The following is a 13,256-nucleotide window of genomic DNA, read 5'->3' as shown; positions in this document are numbered from 1 at the left end:
GGGCTTCGGTGACCGGAGGACGTACGGCTTCGGTGAGGGCGCGCGGCATGGCCGCCGAGGAGCTGAGCTACCAGCTCGAAGGGCTGCCGAACCGGGCGCAGTGCATCGCGGCGGTCTGGGCCTGCCTCCAGACCGCCATCGGCGGCGACCAGCTGGGGTGGGCCGGCATCGACCTTTCGGCCCGGTCGTCCGAGTACCGGACGGACCCGCCCGTCACCGTCGCCGAGCGGGACCTGGCCGACCAGTGGCTGACCGAGATCCCCACCATCAAGCACTACAGCGTCCACCCCGAGGACGCGCAGCCGCACCGGATCAGCGACCTGACGCCGCCGCGGCTCTGGGCGTCCACGCCGGTGTACCGGGAGCTGTTCCGGGAGCTGGGCTACCGGCACCAGCTCGTCATCCCGGCGGCGGGCCGGACGCACACGCAGGGCTCAGGCTGGTACCTGAACCGGGCGGGACGCGATTTCAGCGACGGCGATCTGCATGTGGCGCGGTCGCTGCGTCCGGTGCTGCGCGTCCTGGAACTGGCCTACCCGCCGCCCGGCCCGTCCGGCCCCGGCGCGGACCTCCGCGAGGAAGCCCGCGTCCGCGCCGGCCTGACACCGCGCGAACTCGACGTCCTGAGCCTCCTCGCGGACGGCCTGACCGCCCGCCAGATAGCCACACTCCGCCGCATAAGTCCCCGCACGGTAGGCAAGCACCTCCAACACCTCTACGAAAAACTCAACTGCCACGACCGCCTCCAAGCCGTCAACAAAGCCCGAACCCAAGGCCTCCTCTGACCAGCGCTCGGGCTCAGCCGGCTTCGTCCATCGGCTGGAGTCGGACGAGGATCATCCAGACGTCGTCGTCCGCGATGTAGGCGGCGCGGACGCGGTACCGGCCGGGGGCGAGATCGACGACGAGGTGGTCGTCGGCTTCGGCCTCCGCGCCGGCCAAGGCGGAGTCGAAATGGACGACCGGGCCGGGGGCGCTCCAGACGAGGTCTTCGTCCTCGTCCCAGCGGACGCCCGCGCGGAGCGCCCGGCGAGCGGCGCCGGTGATCGCGGCCTCGGAGTCCGCCGCGATCCAGCGCAGGAACAGCAGCTCGCCGGGGAGGAACGTGGTCAGCGCCGGGTCTTCCCCGAGGACGAGTGCCTGCTCGTCGCCGATCGGGACCGTGCCGATATAGCCCTCGACTGAGCAGGCGCGGCCGTAGTCGCCCCAGGTTTCGACGGGGCCGTCATCGTCGGTTACGCCTTGCCAGCGGTCCAGCGCTGTTCGGGGCGCGACCAGCAGCGGACCCCCGGCGGACGAGACCCAGGTCATCGGTGGCTGATTTGGATTTTGTGGAATTCGGTGTAGCGGGTGGGGTAGCCGTCGCCGGGGTTGTTCTGCTCGTCGTTGCCGGCCTCGCCGATGCGGCGGAGGACGTCGAGGCCCTGGGTGATGCGGCCGAAGGGGGTGTAGGCGGGTGAGAGCTTGGTGTCCTTCCAGGTGAAGAAGAACTGGCTGCCGTTGGTGTTGGGGCCGGCGTTGGCCATCGCGACGGTGCCGGCCGGGTAGGTGGCGCCGGCGAGGTTCTCGTCGGGGAACTGGTAGCCGGGGGCTCCGCTGCCGGTGCCGGTGGGGTCGCCGCACTGCAGGACGAAGATCCGCTGGGTGGTGGAGCGGTGGCAGTGCGTCCGGTCGAAGAAGCCGCGCTCGGCCAGGAAGCGGAACGAGTAGGTCGTGCAGGGCGCCTTGTCGGTGAGGGCCTCGAAGGCGATCGTGCCCTGGGTGGTGCGCAGCCGCGCGGTGTAGGGGCGGGCCGCCTTGGCGGGGGTGTAGTCGGGCAGGCCCACCCACTTGCTGATTGGCTTCACCTTCGTGTACGCGCACGCCTCGGCCTTGGCGGGGGCGGCGACGGCGTTCGCGTCGACCGTGGGGTGCGCGGCGCGGGGCGCGGGCCTGCTACCGGGCGAGGCCGAGGAGGTCGCGGCGTACACCGAACCGGTGAGGGCGACGGCGGCGACGGACACGGCGATGATCCGGACGGGCTGAAGCATGGGGGGATGCCTCTCTGCTGATCTTCGGGAAGCCACACACTAGGACGCTTCCGGCGCGGCGGACAGGTGCCGTCCGCAGGTTCGTCAGATGTCGATAGCGGACGCTGCGTGATCGGTTCGGTGGGGGTGCGGGTTAGCATTCGGGTATGGCGGGGTCGAGGTTCGACGAGGTCGTGAAGCGCCGGGACACCAATTCCATGAAGTGGGACGGCGGCCGGGAGTTCCTCACCGCGGACGAGGCGGTGGGTGAGCCGCTTCCGATGTGGGTCGCCGATACCGATTTCAGGGCTCCGCGGGCCGTGCTCGACGCGCTGCATGAGGCCGTGGAATTCGGGGTGTTCGGGTATCCGCACGGGGCGACCGGCACTTATCTTGACGCGGTGACCGGGTGGCAGGCGCGGCGGTTCGGGTGGGACGTGCCGCGCGAGTGGATCCTGCAGACCGCGGGTGTCATCAATGCGCTAAAGACCGCGGTGCAGGCGTTCACGTCGCCGGGCGACTCGGTGTTGATCCAGCCGCCGGTGTACGCGCACTTCCATAACGACGTGCTGCTGAACGGTCGGCACCTCGCACTGGCTCCGCTCACACGGACAGATGACGGGTACCGGTTCGACGCGCGGGTCTTCGAGGAGGCCATTCGTCCGGATACCAAGCTGTTCATCCTGAGCAATCCGCATAACCCGACGGGGAACGTCTGGTCCGCGGACGACCTGGTGGCGATGGGTGAGATCTGCGCCCGGCACGGTGTCCTGGTGGTGTCCGATGAGGTGCATCAGGATCTCGTCCTGAACCCGGCCAAGAAGCATGTGCCGTTCGCCTCGCTGGGTGCCGAGTTCGCGCGGAACAGCATCACCTGCACGTCGCCGAGCAAGACGTTCAACCTCGCCGGCTTGCAGTGCGCGAACGTCTTCGTCCCCGACCGGCGGTTGCGCGAGGACCTGGCCCGGCAATACGAGCGCAACCAGTTCCCCGTGGTCAACACGCTGGGGATGGTCGCCGCCGAAGCGGCCTACAACCATGGCGAGCCTTGGCTCGAAGAATTGCTGGTCTACCTGCGCGGCAACCACCGGCATTTCGCGGGAGCCGTCAACCGGCTGGGCCAGCAGGTGAAAGTGCTGGCGGCGGATTCCCTGTACCTGGCGTGGATGGACTGCCGCGGACTGGGAATGGCCGCCGACGCCCTCGACCGGTTCATGCTCACCAAGGCGCGCCTCTGGCTGGACAAGGGGCAGAAATACGGGCTCGAAGGGCACGGCTACATGCGCGTGAACCTGGGCTGCCCCCGATCCACGGTCTACGAGGCCGTCCGTCGCCTCACCGCAGCCGTCCAGACCCTCTGAGGCGCCGAACGCGCGCGGGACTTCCTAGACGCGACCTCCCGCACGCCGCCCGGATCACACACCGAACTTTTGCGACACCACAACCCGAAGGAACATCAGGCCCGGCACCACCAACAGCCCGACGAGCGTAAGCCGATGAACGACCGCCCAAGAGCCCGTCTTGGGCAGGGCCGCGGCGCACACCCAGACCCAGAAAGCGATCCCAAAGGCCGCCAGCAAGCGATAAATCGTCGCCAGCCCATGGACGTCCAGGTGCCCCAACCCCTCATTGACGGCGGCACCCTCGCTGAACCAGGCGAGGAGCGCGAGGGCCTGCCACATCCATCCCCGGCGCCTGGCCCGCACGTCGCCCGCTGGAGTCGGGGTCGTCGCTTCTCGCTGCACGGCGGCAGGCTATCGGGACGCGTGGACGTGGGCACTTTCCCGAGGCCACCTTCTTGCCACGACGATCGGGGCGGCGAGGACGCGACGTCCGCGTCCTGAACGGGAAGCGCGGGGGCGGTCGCCGAGGCGGTCGCCCCCGGGCGGGGCGGGTCAGGTCGCTGCGTCCAGGCGGGTGCGGATCTCCTCGAGGAGGACGAGGGTGGCGCCGGTGAGGGCCTCGTCGAGTTGGGCGGTGCTGCTGACGCCGACGATCGGCGTGACGGGCGGGGTGCCGCCGGTCAGCCAGGCCAGGACGACCTGGTTGCGGGTGACGCCGAGTTCGGCCGCCGCCTTGCCCAGCTCGTCCAGCCGCCGGGTGGTGCCGGGGTGGTCGTAGGCCTCGGGCAGCGGACGGTCGTCGCGGGTGTAGGCGCCGCTGAGCAGCGGGGTGTAGGCCCACAGCACCAGGTCGGGCTCGGACTTCACGTAGTCCAGCGTCTCGTCGGTGACCCAGCCCAGCCGGTGGTTGTGGCCCGCGACCGGTGCGCCCGGACGCGGCCGCAGGTACGAGTGGCGCAGTTGCAGGGCGGTGTAGCCGGTCCGATGGTCGGCGTCGGCGATGCGCCTGGCACGTTCCACTCGCCAGAGGACGTGGTTGGACGCGCCGAGGCGTCCCACTGTCCCGGCGTCCACGAGGTCGGCCAGTGCGTGGACGGTCTCTTCCAGCGGGACCGACCTGTCCTCCATGTGCGTCCAGAGCAGGTCGATTCGGTCGGTGCCGAGGCGTTCCAGGCTGTCGGCGACCCCGGAGGCGATCGCCGGGGCCGACAGGCCCTCGCGGTTCTCGGGCCACGGCCCGTCGCCGATCGGCAGCGAACCGACCTTCGTGGCGATCCGCACCCGGTCGCGGACGCCGGGACGGGCCGCCAGCCACGCGCCGATCACCCGCTCGCTGTGCCCGCTCTCGCGTTCCGGGTTGGTCCAGAACGCGTAGCAGTTCGCGGTGTCGATCAGCGTGCCGCCCGCGTCCACGAAACGGTCGAGGATGGCGAACGAGGTCCGCTCGTCCGTCTCGCTGCCGAAGCGCATCGCGCCGAGGGCGAGGTTCACCTGCGTCATCTAGCTCCTCCTTCAACAGGACGAGCAGCAGTCTGGTGACTGGAGCGCGCTCCAGGTCAACCGGGTCAGTCGATCCAGCCGTTGGCGCGGGCGCGGTGGAGCGCCTCGCGGGACTCGCGCGTGTCGAGCATCTCCAGGCCGCGGACGGCCCAGAAGCGCAGCGCCTCGTCGTCGTTGGCCAGCTGGACGGTCAGGACGGGCAGCGCGTCCGGCGAGCGGGCCTCGCTGAGCAGCTCCAGCAGCCAGCAGCGCAGCCCGTGGTCGCTCTCGCGGTCGAACTCGGCGGCCAGCTCGGCCACGTAGGAGTCGGCGTGCTCGCGCAGGAAGTCGAACCCGTCCTCGCGGCGCTGCGGATCGGCCGCCCGCATCATCGTCATCGCCCTGTCGAAGTGTCGCACCGACAATTCCCCACCTCTTTCCGCCCCCGGTTATAGCGCCCCGGACCGACATTTTCCGGCATCCAGCCCCGGAAGCGCCCGCACCAGTGGGGGGAGGGAGGGTCAGGCCTGGTGGCCGAGTTCGACGTCCTCCAGGACGGCGAGGGCGTCCGGGACCAGGACGGCCGCGGAGTAGTAGGCGCTGACCAGGTAGGACATGACCGCCTGCTCGTCGATGCCCATGAAGCGGGCGTTCAGTCCCGGCTCGTACTCGTCGGGCAGCCCGGTCTGGCGCAGGCCGATCACGCCCTGGGCGTCCTCGCCGGTGCGCATCAGCAGCACCGAGGTGGTGCGGGACGCGCTGATCGGCAGCTTGTCGCAGGTCAGGATCGGGACGCCGCGCCAGGACGGCACGTGCCGCCCGTCCATCTCGACGGTGTCCGGGTAGAGGCCGCGGCGGGTGCACTCGCGGCCGAAGGCGGCGACGGCCCGCGGGTGGGCGAGGAACACCGCCGGGTCCTTCCAGACGGCGGCGAGCAGGTCGTCCATGTCGTCCGGGCTCGGCGGGCCGGAGCGGGTGGGGAGGCGCTGGGACGGCGCGGCGTTGTGCAGCAGACCGAAGTCGCGGTTGTTGACCAGCTCGTGCTCCTGCCGCTCGCGCAGCGCCTCGACGGTCAGCCGCAGCTGCTGCTCTACCTGGTTCATCGGCTCGTTGTAGAGGTCGGCCACGCGGGTGTGCACGCGCAGGACGGTCTGGGCGACGCTCAGCTCGTACTCGCGCGGCGCGGTCTCGTAGGAGACGAACGTGGACGGCAGCACCGGCTCGCCCTCGTGCCCGGACGCGACCGCGACCGCGGCCTCGCCGCCGGGGTCGGTGTCGGGGGCCGGGGAGCTGAGGGTGTCCACGACGTGCTCGCGCAGCGCGGTGTCGCGCTGGAGCACCTCGCGGAAGTCGCGGCGTTTCAGCACCAGCACGGTGCAGTCGGTGACGGCGCGCACGCCGTGCTCCCAGACCGCGTCGTCGTCGATCAGGGCGTGCTCGCCGAGGTAGCCGCCGGCGCCGAGGATGCCGTGCGAGACCGGTTCGCCGTACTCGCCGGTCGCGATCCGCTCGGCCTTGCCGTGCACGACCACGCACAGCTGGTCGGCGGGGGCGCCGGGCCGCAGGACGGTCCGGCCGGCCGTCCACTCGGTCTGGGAGAACCGGTCGGCCAGCGCGCCCAGCGACGCCTCGTCGCCGTAGCCGCGGAGGTAGCGCAGCTCGGCGAGGTCGCCGGGGATCACCCGCGCGGACGCGCCGGTCGCCACGCAGTCGATCAGCCCGTCCCCGACGGTGTAGGACAGCCGCCGGTTCACCCGGTAGGCGCCGCCCGCGACCTCCACCCACGGCAGCACGCGCAGCAGCCAGCGCGGGGAGATGCCCTGCATCTGCGGGACTGACTTGGTGGTGGTCGCGAGGTTCCGGGCCGCCGCCGTGGTCAGGCTGGAGGCCGCCTGCTGCTCCGGTTCCGGAACGGTGGTCGTCATCGGGGGTCCGCCCTCTCGCTCGGCGGGGACGCCCTGCGCGTCCCCGGGGCCCGGCGCACCACAGTGCCGACGGCCCGGCGGGGGACGGCCGGTCTTGGCGAACGCTTTGCCGCCTCCGCACCGGCCCCCGGCCCGCGGTCGCCACCTTCCGCATCGCACCGTGCCAATCGCCCCCGACCTGCCGGAACCCGCGCAGGGCGGGCCGCCGGAAAGATCGCCGGCAAAGGGTTGCCGCCCGGGTGGCAAAGTCCGGACGCGCGCGCGCCGGAAAGGACGAGACTGCTGGTCGCCACCGCCCGGAAAGCCGCCCAAAGGGAGCCCGCATGACCGCCGGCGTCTCAAGTCCCGTCCCCTGCGCACCGTCCGCACGAGCGTTGTTGGAACGGTCCCGTGAGGTGGTCGAGCCGGCCTACCGGCGGGCCGTGGGGCTGCTCCCGTCCCCGGTCGACCGGGTCGCGGGCTACCACGCGGGCTGGTGGGACGCCGACGGGCGCGCCTCGGACGCGGGCGGCAAGGCGATCCGTCCGGCCCTGGTGTTCGCCGCCGCGGACGCCGCGGCCGGCCCTCACGTGCCGTCGGTGGGACTGGGCACGGCCCCGGCGGCGGTGACGGCCGCCGGGGTCGCGGTGGAGATGGTGCACGACTTCTCGCTGCTGCACGACGACGTAATGGACGGCGACACCACGCGCCGCCACCGCCCCGCCGCCTGGACGGTCTTCGGCAGGGGCCAGGCGATCGTCGCCGGGGACCTGCTGCTGACCACGGCCCTCGGCATGCTGCCGGGACCCGAGGACGTCCCGGCGGCGTTCGCCCAGCAGGCCCGCGGAGTCCTGTCGGACGCCGTCGCGAGGCTTTGCGCCGGCCAGGCCGACGACCTGCGGTTCGAGCGGTGCTCCAGCGTCGGCCTGGAGGAGTGCCTGGCCATGGCGGACGGCAAGACCGCCGCGCTGCTCCAGGCGTCCTGCCACCTCGGCGCGCTCGCCGCCGGGGCCGACCCGCACACCGCGAGCTGCCTGGCGACGTTCGGCCGCCACCTCGGCCTCGCCTTCCAGCTGGTGGACGATCTGCTCGGCATCTGGGGCGACCCGTCCGCCACGGGCAAGCCCGCGGGGTCGGACCTGGCGTCCCGCAAGAAGTCCCTGCCGGTGGTGGCGGCGCTCACCTCGCAGACCCCCGCCGCCGCGCGCCTCGCCGACCTTTACGCCTCGCCCGGGGCGCTGGGCGCGCACGACCTCGCGGAGGCCGCCGCGATGGTGGAGCAGGCCGGGGGCCGCGCGTGGGCGCAGCAGGAGGCCGACCGCCGCCTGGGCAGCGCCTTCGCCGCCCTGGACGCCGCCGGACTTCCCGCCGACCGCCAGTCCGCCCTGCGCACCCTGGCCATCCTCATGGCGACCCGCGACCACTGACACCCGCGGCTTCGGCTGGCGGGCCGAACCATGCGCTGACCGCGGCGCCGGGCTCTGAGCCGACCCAGCAGACGTGCCCGTCGGGACGGATCAGGACGGCGTCCGCGTCCAGCTGCGGCGACGGTTCAGCCCGCACGTTCTGGACCCGCGGGTTCTCAGGCGGAACGGACGAGCCGAACGTCAGCAGCAAGGCTCGGCCGTCGCGCATGAGGTGGCTGACCCGGGTCGGGCCGGCGGGCGTCGCGAGGTCGAGGTCAGGCATGCGGCGGCCGAGCAGCGGATGGTCACCGGGCATCGGGTAGTGGGTGTCCAGCCCGGAGACCATCTCGGCGAGGTACCGGTTGGTATCAGGGAGGGCGAGCAGGTCGGCGAACAGGGCGCGGAACGCGGCGACGTCGCCGTCCGGCCAGGTCAGGACGCCTTGGGCCCGCGTGTTGGCCAGCACGCGCGCGGCGATCGGGTGGCGTTCGTCGTGGTAGGTGTCGAGCAGGCCGTCAGGCGCCGTGCCGCGGACGGCCGCGGCGAGCTTCCAGCCGAGGTTGAAGGCGTCCTGAAGGCCCAGGTTCAGGCCCTGGCCGCCGAGCGGGAAGTGGACGTGGGCGGCGTCGCCGGCCAGGAACACCCGGCCGCTCCGGTACTGCTCGGCCTGCCGGGACGTGTCGTTGAACCGCGACGCCCAGGAGATCCCGACGAGTTCCAGCGCGTCCTGGTAGCGGACGGCCAGCGCGCGGCGGACCTCGTCCTCGGTGATGGGCGCGTCGCGCGGCAGGCCCTGCTGCTCGGCGCCCGCGAAGACGACCCGGTAGGCGCCGCCGGTGAGCGGCAGGACGAACACGCTGCCGGACGGGTTGAGCGCCGGCAGCGTCCACTCGGCCGGGATCAGGCCCTCGTGGTCGTTGAGGATGACGTCGGCGACCACGGCCTGGACGCGCGGGTCGCGGCCGGTGAAGGGAGTTCCGAGCAGTTTCCGGACGGTGCTCCGGCCGCCGTCGCAGCCGACCAGGTAGCGGGCTCGGAGCTCCCGCCCGTCCGAGGTCGTGACGGTCACGCCGTCCGCGTCCTGGGTGAACGCGGCGAGGGAGCTGCCGCGCGCGACCGGACGGGCCAGCCGGTCTTCGAGCAGCTCCTCGACACGGGCCTGCGGGATACCGATCTGGTACGGGTGGCGGGTCTGAAGGGCGGTGTAGTCCAGCGGGACGGGGAGTCCGGCGAAGTGCCCGCCGGGCAGCAGCGCGAGGGCCTGGTCGAGGACCGGCTCCAGCAGGCCGCGCAGGTCCAGGATCTCGGCCGAGCGCGGCTGCAGGTTCAGGGCCTTGGACTGGCCGGTCCGGGCGGGCCGCCGTTCCAGGACTTCCACGTCCACCCCGGCCAGTTCCAGCTCGGTCGCGAGCAGCAGGCCGGTCGGGCCCACGCCCGCCACGATCACTTCGGGGCCGCTCATGCGCGCAGGTTCTTCCGCTTGGTGTAGACGAGGTGGAACACGCCCAGCGGGACGGCGAGCGCGGGCCACACCGCGTGCATCGCGGCCGGGGCCGCGTCGAGCGGCAGGACGTAGGCGAAGGCCAGGTTGAGCAGGGCGTTCAGCAGCCCGGCCAGTCCCCACAGAGCGGTCAGGACGCGGATGCCGTGCCGGAAGTCCGGCTCGCGGTCCCAGCGGGCGTCCCAGGCGGCGGCGCCCTGCGGGCCGACCTTGGCGATGACGAAGTTGCGGAACAGCAGCATCAGCGCGGGACGCCGGCCGGACAGCACCGAGCCGAGCATCCAGACCCCGGCGAGGCCCCCGATCATGCCCGCCCAGGCGTCCCGGACCAGCATCGTCCGCGGGTCGCCGGTGAGCGCCGACAGCACGAGCCCGAGCGCGAACACGGTCAGGACGAACAGGGCGAACCACTCCACGCGTCGGGTGGTGACGAGCCGGTGGACGACCACCGCGAGCGGCACGACCGCCGACCCCAGCAGCGCCCACCACTGGTCCACGCCCGCCGCGCGCAGGCCGTAGAACACGGCCAGCGGCGCGATCAGGTCGGTGACCAGCGACAGGAGCACCGCCTTGCGGCCCGCGCCCTGCTGCTCCCCTTGCGGCATCGGACGGCGCTCCTCGGTGACGGCGTTCATGCGGGCTCTCCTTCGCCGGGTTCGCGGCCGAGGACGGCCAAGCCGAAGAGGCTGACCAGTTCGGCCGCGTAGTGGTCCAGGTCCAGGCCGGGATCGGCGGAGTACAGCCCGGCGGCGGCGTCGATCGCGGCGCGCAGCGTCCGGGCCATGACACCGGCGTCGAAGTCGCGGAACGCGCCGTCCCGCTGGCCAGCGCGCAGGCCGTCCGCGAGCCGGGCCACCGCGTCGGGCGCGCCGGGGGCGCCCGCGGCCAGGCTGCCGTCCTCGGCGCGGAGGTTGGCGATGACCTCGGTCAGCGCCCGCAGGTGCGCGGGGTGGTCGCGCAGGAACTCCAGGTTGGACGCGATGTAGGCGCGCAGCATGTTCCAGTGGCCGGTGGCGGCGCGGATGCGCGGGCTCATGAACGCCTCGGCCTCGCCCAGCACCTCGGCGGCCACGGCCCGCATCAGGTCGTCCTTGCCGGCGAAGTGGTACGAGATCAGCCGGGTGCTGCTGATCCCGGCGCGCTCGGCGATCCGGGCGAAGGAGGTCCGGGCGTAGCCGAGGTCGGCGAGCACCTCGATGGCGGCGGTCACGATCTGCGCGCGCCGCGCGGCGGCGGCGGGCGACGGCTCGTCTTTTACTTGCATGAGTAAGAAGTTACTCGCTCAAGTAACAGACGGCAAGCGCGAACGACGGCGGCCCGGCGACGCGCGAGCGTTCGCCGGGCCGTCAACGCAGGTCAGCGGCACCCGCACATCGCCGGGATGGGGAGGTCAGGTGCGGTTCGCGGGCTCCGGGCGCGGGACGGGCGCGGCGGGGGCGGAGCGCCAGAGGCGGTCGCCGAGCAGGGCCAGGGCCGCCGGCAGCAGGACGCCGCGGACGATCGTGGCGTCGATGAGGATCGCGGCGGCCAGGCCGACGCCCATCATCTTGTACTCGATCGCCGACAGCACCACGAAGACGCTGAACGCGCAGGTCATGATGGCCGCCGCGCTGGTCACCACGCCCGAGGTCGCGCCCACCCCGGACACGACCGCCGCCCGCGCCGGGACTCCTTCGGCCCGGTGCTCGCGGACGCGGCTCAGGATGAAGATGTGGTAGTCCATGCTGAGCCCGAACAGGATCACGAACATGAACAGCGGCAACCAGCCGATCACGCCGCCGTAGCCGGTGAAGCCGAGCAGGCCGCCGAGGTGGCCGTCCTGGAAGCCCCAGGCCAGCACGCCGTACGCGGCACCGATCGACAGCAGGTTCAGCAGGATCGAGACCAGCGAGACCGCCAGCGAGCGGAACGCGACGGCCAGCAGGACGAACGCCAGCGCCAGCACGGCCCCCACCACCGGGACCGAGCGGTTCTTGATGACCTCGGTGAAGTCGTAGGCGAACGCGGTCTTGCCCGCGACGGCATGCCCGACGCCGTCCATGCCGCCGAACGCGGTGTCGCTGCGGTGGCGCAGGTCCAGAAGTGAGCGGTTGGCCTCCGGGCCGGTACCGAAATGCGCCAGCGGCACGCGGGCGACCAGCACTCCCCCGCTGCGCGCGGTGACCGTCGGGTGCAGGCCCGCGACGGCGGTGGCGACGTCCGGAGCGTCCAGGGCGCCGGGCCGCTTCTCCCACAGGACGACCGACGCGGGCGCCGGGCTGCCGGGGAACGCCCGCTGCATGCGGACCGCCGCGTCCACCACGGGGACGGACCGGGGCAGGCTGTCGGTGACCGCCGCGTCCTGCAAGCGCATGCTGAGCGCGGGCAGCGTCAGCAGGACCAGCGTGAGGACGGCCAGCCCGCCGCACAGCAGCGGCCGCCGCACCACGCGCGACGCCACGGCCGTCCAGAACCGGGACGGCGCGGCGGCGGTGCGGCGGCGGCCGATCCAGGGCAGCCGCACCGCGTCCACACCGCGCCCGAGGGCGGACAGCAGCGCGGGCAGGAACGTCACCGAGCCGACCATCGCCAGGCCCACGACCAGGACGGTCCCGGCGGTCAGGCCCTTGAAGTTGTCCAGGCCGGTGAGCAGCAGCCCGGCCAGGCACAGCATGACGGTCAGGCCGGAGACGGCGACCACGTGGCCGGAGGTGCGGGTCGCGACGCGCAGCGCCTCGTCCGGCCGGCGGCCCGCGGCCCGCTCTTCGCGCGTCCGGCGCAGGTAGAACAGCGAGTAGTCGACGCCGACCGCGATCCCGACCAGCAGCACGATCGAGGACGCGGCGCTGTTCACCGGCACCCAGTGCCCGGCGACCTGCAGCAGCCCGAACGTCCCGGCGACCGTGGTGACGGCCAGCAGCAGCGGGATTCCGGCGGCGACCAGCGATCCGAACACCGCCAGCAGGATCAGCACGGTGAGCGGCAGCGAGACGTACTCGGCGCGCTTCATGTCGTCCTTGATGCCGCTGTCAACAGCGTCGGCGAGGCTCTTGTCGCCCGCCTGCGCGAGCCGGACGTCCGGATGCCGCGCGGCCACCTCGCCGACAGCCTTCACGACGCCGTCGTAGTGCGCGCGGAACGCCTCGTCCGGTCCGGCGATCTGCACGGTGACCAGGCCGGACCTTCCGTCGGACGCCACCAGGCGCGGGTCGTTCAGCGGCGAGCGGACGGTCCCGTAGGGCCGAAGCGCGGCGACCAGTTCGCGGGTCGCGGCGCGCGTCTCGGGGTCGGTGGTGACCGGCGCGGTCGTCGCCCGGTTCTGCACCAGGACGTTCTCCAGCGGCGGGACGTAGCCGTTGTGCGCGTCGAGAACGCGGTCGGCGCGTCCGGACTCGCCGGGGTCGGTGCTGTGGCTCTGGTCCAGGCCGAGCGCGCCGGACGCGAGGATCGCCGCGACGACCAGGGCGAGCCATCCGGCGATCGCGAGGGTGCGGTGCCGGATCGACCAGCCCGCGACGCGCTCGGTGATCGGTTTGCGTTGGGGCAGCATGAGGTGCTGTCCTTTCGGGTGAAGGAGCGCTGCAGTGAGAGCCCGCCCGGAAACGGGCGGGATGTGGTGTTACTTCGGCCGGGTC

The 13,256-nt window shown here is 72.6% G+C and carries 13 protein-coding genes; 3 read left to right on the top strand and 10 right to left on the bottom strand.

The annotated features are described in order from the left end of the window. Positions 1-8: 8 nt before the first annotated feature. Complete coding sequence (locus tag FHU30_RS33245; RefSeq protein ID WP_253881344.1) at positions 9-785, top strand: helix-turn-helix transcriptional regulator; 777 nt, start codon at positions 9-11, stop codon at positions 783-785. A 13-nt stretch (positions 786-798) separates the two neighbouring features. Here the strand turns inward: FHU30_RS33245 and FHU30_RS33240 are convergent, their stop codons facing one another. Then, positions 799-1,311 carry an Imm21 family immunity protein gene (locus tag FHU30_RS33240; protein WP_253881342.1) on the bottom strand — a complete coding sequence of 171 codons (513 nt, stop codon included), beginning with the start codon at positions 1,309-1,311 and terminating at the stop codon, positions 799-801. Next, positions 1,308-2,030 carry a peptidylprolyl isomerase gene (locus FHU30_RS33235; protein ID WP_253881341.1) on the bottom strand — a complete coding sequence of 241 codons (723 nt, stop codon included), beginning with the start codon at positions 2,028-2,030 and terminating at the stop codon, positions 1,308-1,310. The genes FHU30_RS33240 and FHU30_RS33235 overlap by 4 nt, the downstream gene beginning before the upstream one ends. 146 nt (positions 2,031-2,176) lie before the next feature. Here FHU30_RS33235 and FHU30_RS33230 point away from each other — a divergent pair, with 146 nt between their 5' ends. After that, positions 2,177-3,370: a MalY/PatB family protein gene (locus FHU30_RS33230; RefSeq protein WP_253881339.1), complete on the top strand. Its 1,194-nt coding sequence runs from the start codon at positions 2,177-2,179 to the stop codon at positions 3,368-3,370. 54 nt (positions 3,371-3,424) lie between these two features. Here the strand turns inward: FHU30_RS33230 and FHU30_RS33225 are convergent, their stop codons facing one another. The 4 genes from FHU30_RS33225 to FHU30_RS33210 all read right to left on the bottom strand — a co-directional run bounded on the left by FHU30_RS33225 (position 3,425) and on the right by FHU30_RS33210 (position 6,756). After that, on the bottom strand, positions 3,425-3,754 hold the full coding sequence (locus FHU30_RS33225) for a hypothetical protein (RefSeq protein WP_253881337.1): 330 nt from the start codon (positions 3,752-3,754) through the stop codon (positions 3,425-3,427). 150 nt (positions 3,755-3,904) lie between these two features. Beyond that, a complete protein-coding gene (locus tag FHU30_RS33220; RefSeq protein WP_253881336.1) occupies positions 3,905-4,852 on the bottom strand; it encodes an aldo/keto reductase in 948 nt (315 codons plus the stop codon). A 65-nt stretch (positions 4,853-4,917) separates the two neighbouring features. Further along, a complete protein-coding gene (locus tag FHU30_RS33215; protein WP_372504008.1) occupies positions 4,918-5,250 on the bottom strand; it encodes a HEAT repeat domain-containing protein in 333 nt (110 codons plus the stop codon). A 102-nt stretch (positions 5,251-5,352) separates the two neighbouring features. Beyond that, complete coding sequence (locus FHU30_RS33210; protein ID WP_253881312.1) at positions 5,353-6,756, bottom strand: family 2B encapsulin nanocompartment shell protein; 1,404 nt, start codon at positions 6,754-6,756, stop codon at positions 5,353-5,355. 377 nt (positions 6,757-7,133) lie between these two features. Between FHU30_RS33210 and FHU30_RS33205 the strand changes: the two genes are divergently transcribed. Continuing rightward, positions 7,134-8,162: a polyprenyl synthetase family protein gene (locus FHU30_RS33205; RefSeq protein ID WP_253881309.1), complete on the top strand. Its 1,029-nt coding sequence runs from the start codon at positions 7,134-7,136 to the stop codon at positions 8,160-8,162. Here the strand turns inward: FHU30_RS33205 and FHU30_RS33200 are convergent. The 4 genes from FHU30_RS33200 to FHU30_RS33185 all read right to left on the bottom strand — a co-directional run bounded on the left by FHU30_RS33200 (position 8,140) and on the right by FHU30_RS33185 (position 13,171). Next, positions 8,140-9,603: an FAD-dependent monooxygenase gene (locus tag FHU30_RS33200; protein WP_253881308.1), complete on the bottom strand. Its 1,464-nt coding sequence runs from the start codon at positions 9,601-9,603 to the stop codon at positions 8,140-8,142. The two genes, FHU30_RS33205 and FHU30_RS33200, sit on opposite strands and share 23 nt — an antisense overlap. Beyond that, positions 9,600-10,277: a VC0807 family protein gene (locus FHU30_RS33195; RefSeq protein WP_253881306.1), complete on the bottom strand. Its 678-nt coding sequence runs from the start codon at positions 10,275-10,277 to the stop codon at positions 9,600-9,602. Before FHU30_RS33195 ends, FHU30_RS33200 begins: the two co-directional genes overlap by 4 nt. After that, the gene (locus FHU30_RS33190) at positions 10,274-10,906 is read right to left on the bottom strand and encodes a TetR/AcrR family transcriptional regulator (RefSeq protein ID WP_253881304.1); all 633 of its coding nucleotides are present in this window, start codon (positions 10,904-10,906) and stop codon (positions 10,274-10,276) included. The genes FHU30_RS33195 and FHU30_RS33190 overlap by 4 nt, the downstream gene beginning before the upstream one ends. 126 nt (positions 10,907-11,032) lie before the next feature. Continuing rightward, the gene (locus FHU30_RS33185) at positions 11,033-13,171 is read right to left on the bottom strand and encodes an MMPL family transporter (RefSeq protein WP_253881302.1); all 2,139 of its coding nucleotides are present in this window, start codon (positions 13,169-13,171) and stop codon (positions 11,033-11,035) included. Positions 13,172-13,256 lie beyond the last annotated feature (85 nt).

It is taken from the genome of Actinomadura rupiterrae (genome assembly GCF_024172125.1).
GTDB classification, from domain to species: domain Bacteria; phylum Actinomycetota; class Actinomycetes; order Streptosporangiales; family Streptosporangiaceae; genus Spirillospora; species Spirillospora rupiterrae.
This window is presented reverse-complemented; position numbering and strand designations above follow the sequence as displayed.

What these genes read in the sequence shown, in the direction of transcription:
- FHU30_RS33240 (WP_253881342.1), bottom strand. Translation starts at nt 1,311, where the DNA reads ATGACCTGGGTCTCGTCCGCCGGGGGTCCGCTGCTGGTCGCGCCCCGA.
- FHU30_RS33235 (WP_253881341.1), bottom strand. Translation starts at nt 2,030, where the DNA reads ATGCTTCAGCCCGTCCGGATCATCGCCGTGTCCGTCGCCGCCGTCGCC.
- FHU30_RS33230 (WP_253881339.1), top strand. Translation starts at nt 2,177, where the DNA reads ATGGCGGGGTCGAGGTTCGACGAGGTCGTGAAGCGCCGGGACACCAAT.
- FHU30_RS33220 (WP_253881336.1), bottom strand. Translation starts at nt 4,852, where the DNA reads ATGACGCAGGTGAACCTCGCCCTCGGCGCGATGCGCTTCGGCAGCGAG.
- FHU30_RS33210 (WP_253881312.1), bottom strand. Translation starts at nt 6,756, where the DNA reads ATGACGACCACCGTTCCGGAACCGGAGCAGCAGGCGGCCTCCAGCCTG.
- FHU30_RS33200 (WP_253881308.1), bottom strand. Translation starts at nt 9,603, where the DNA reads ATGAGCGGCCCCGAAGTGATCGTGGCGGGCGTGGGCCCGACCGGCCTG.
- FHU30_RS33195 (WP_253881306.1), bottom strand. Translation starts at nt 10,277, where the DNA reads ATGAACGCCGTCACCGAGGAGCGCCGTCCGATGCCGCAAGGGGAGCAG.
- FHU30_RS33190 (WP_253881304.1), bottom strand. Translation starts at nt 10,906, where the DNA reads ATGCAAGTAAAAGACGAGCCGTCGCCCGCCGCCGCCGCGCGGCGCGCG.
- FHU30_RS33185 (WP_253881302.1), bottom strand. Translation starts at nt 13,171, where the DNA reads ATGCTGCCCCAACGCAAACCGATCACCGAGCGCGTCGCGGGCTGGTCG.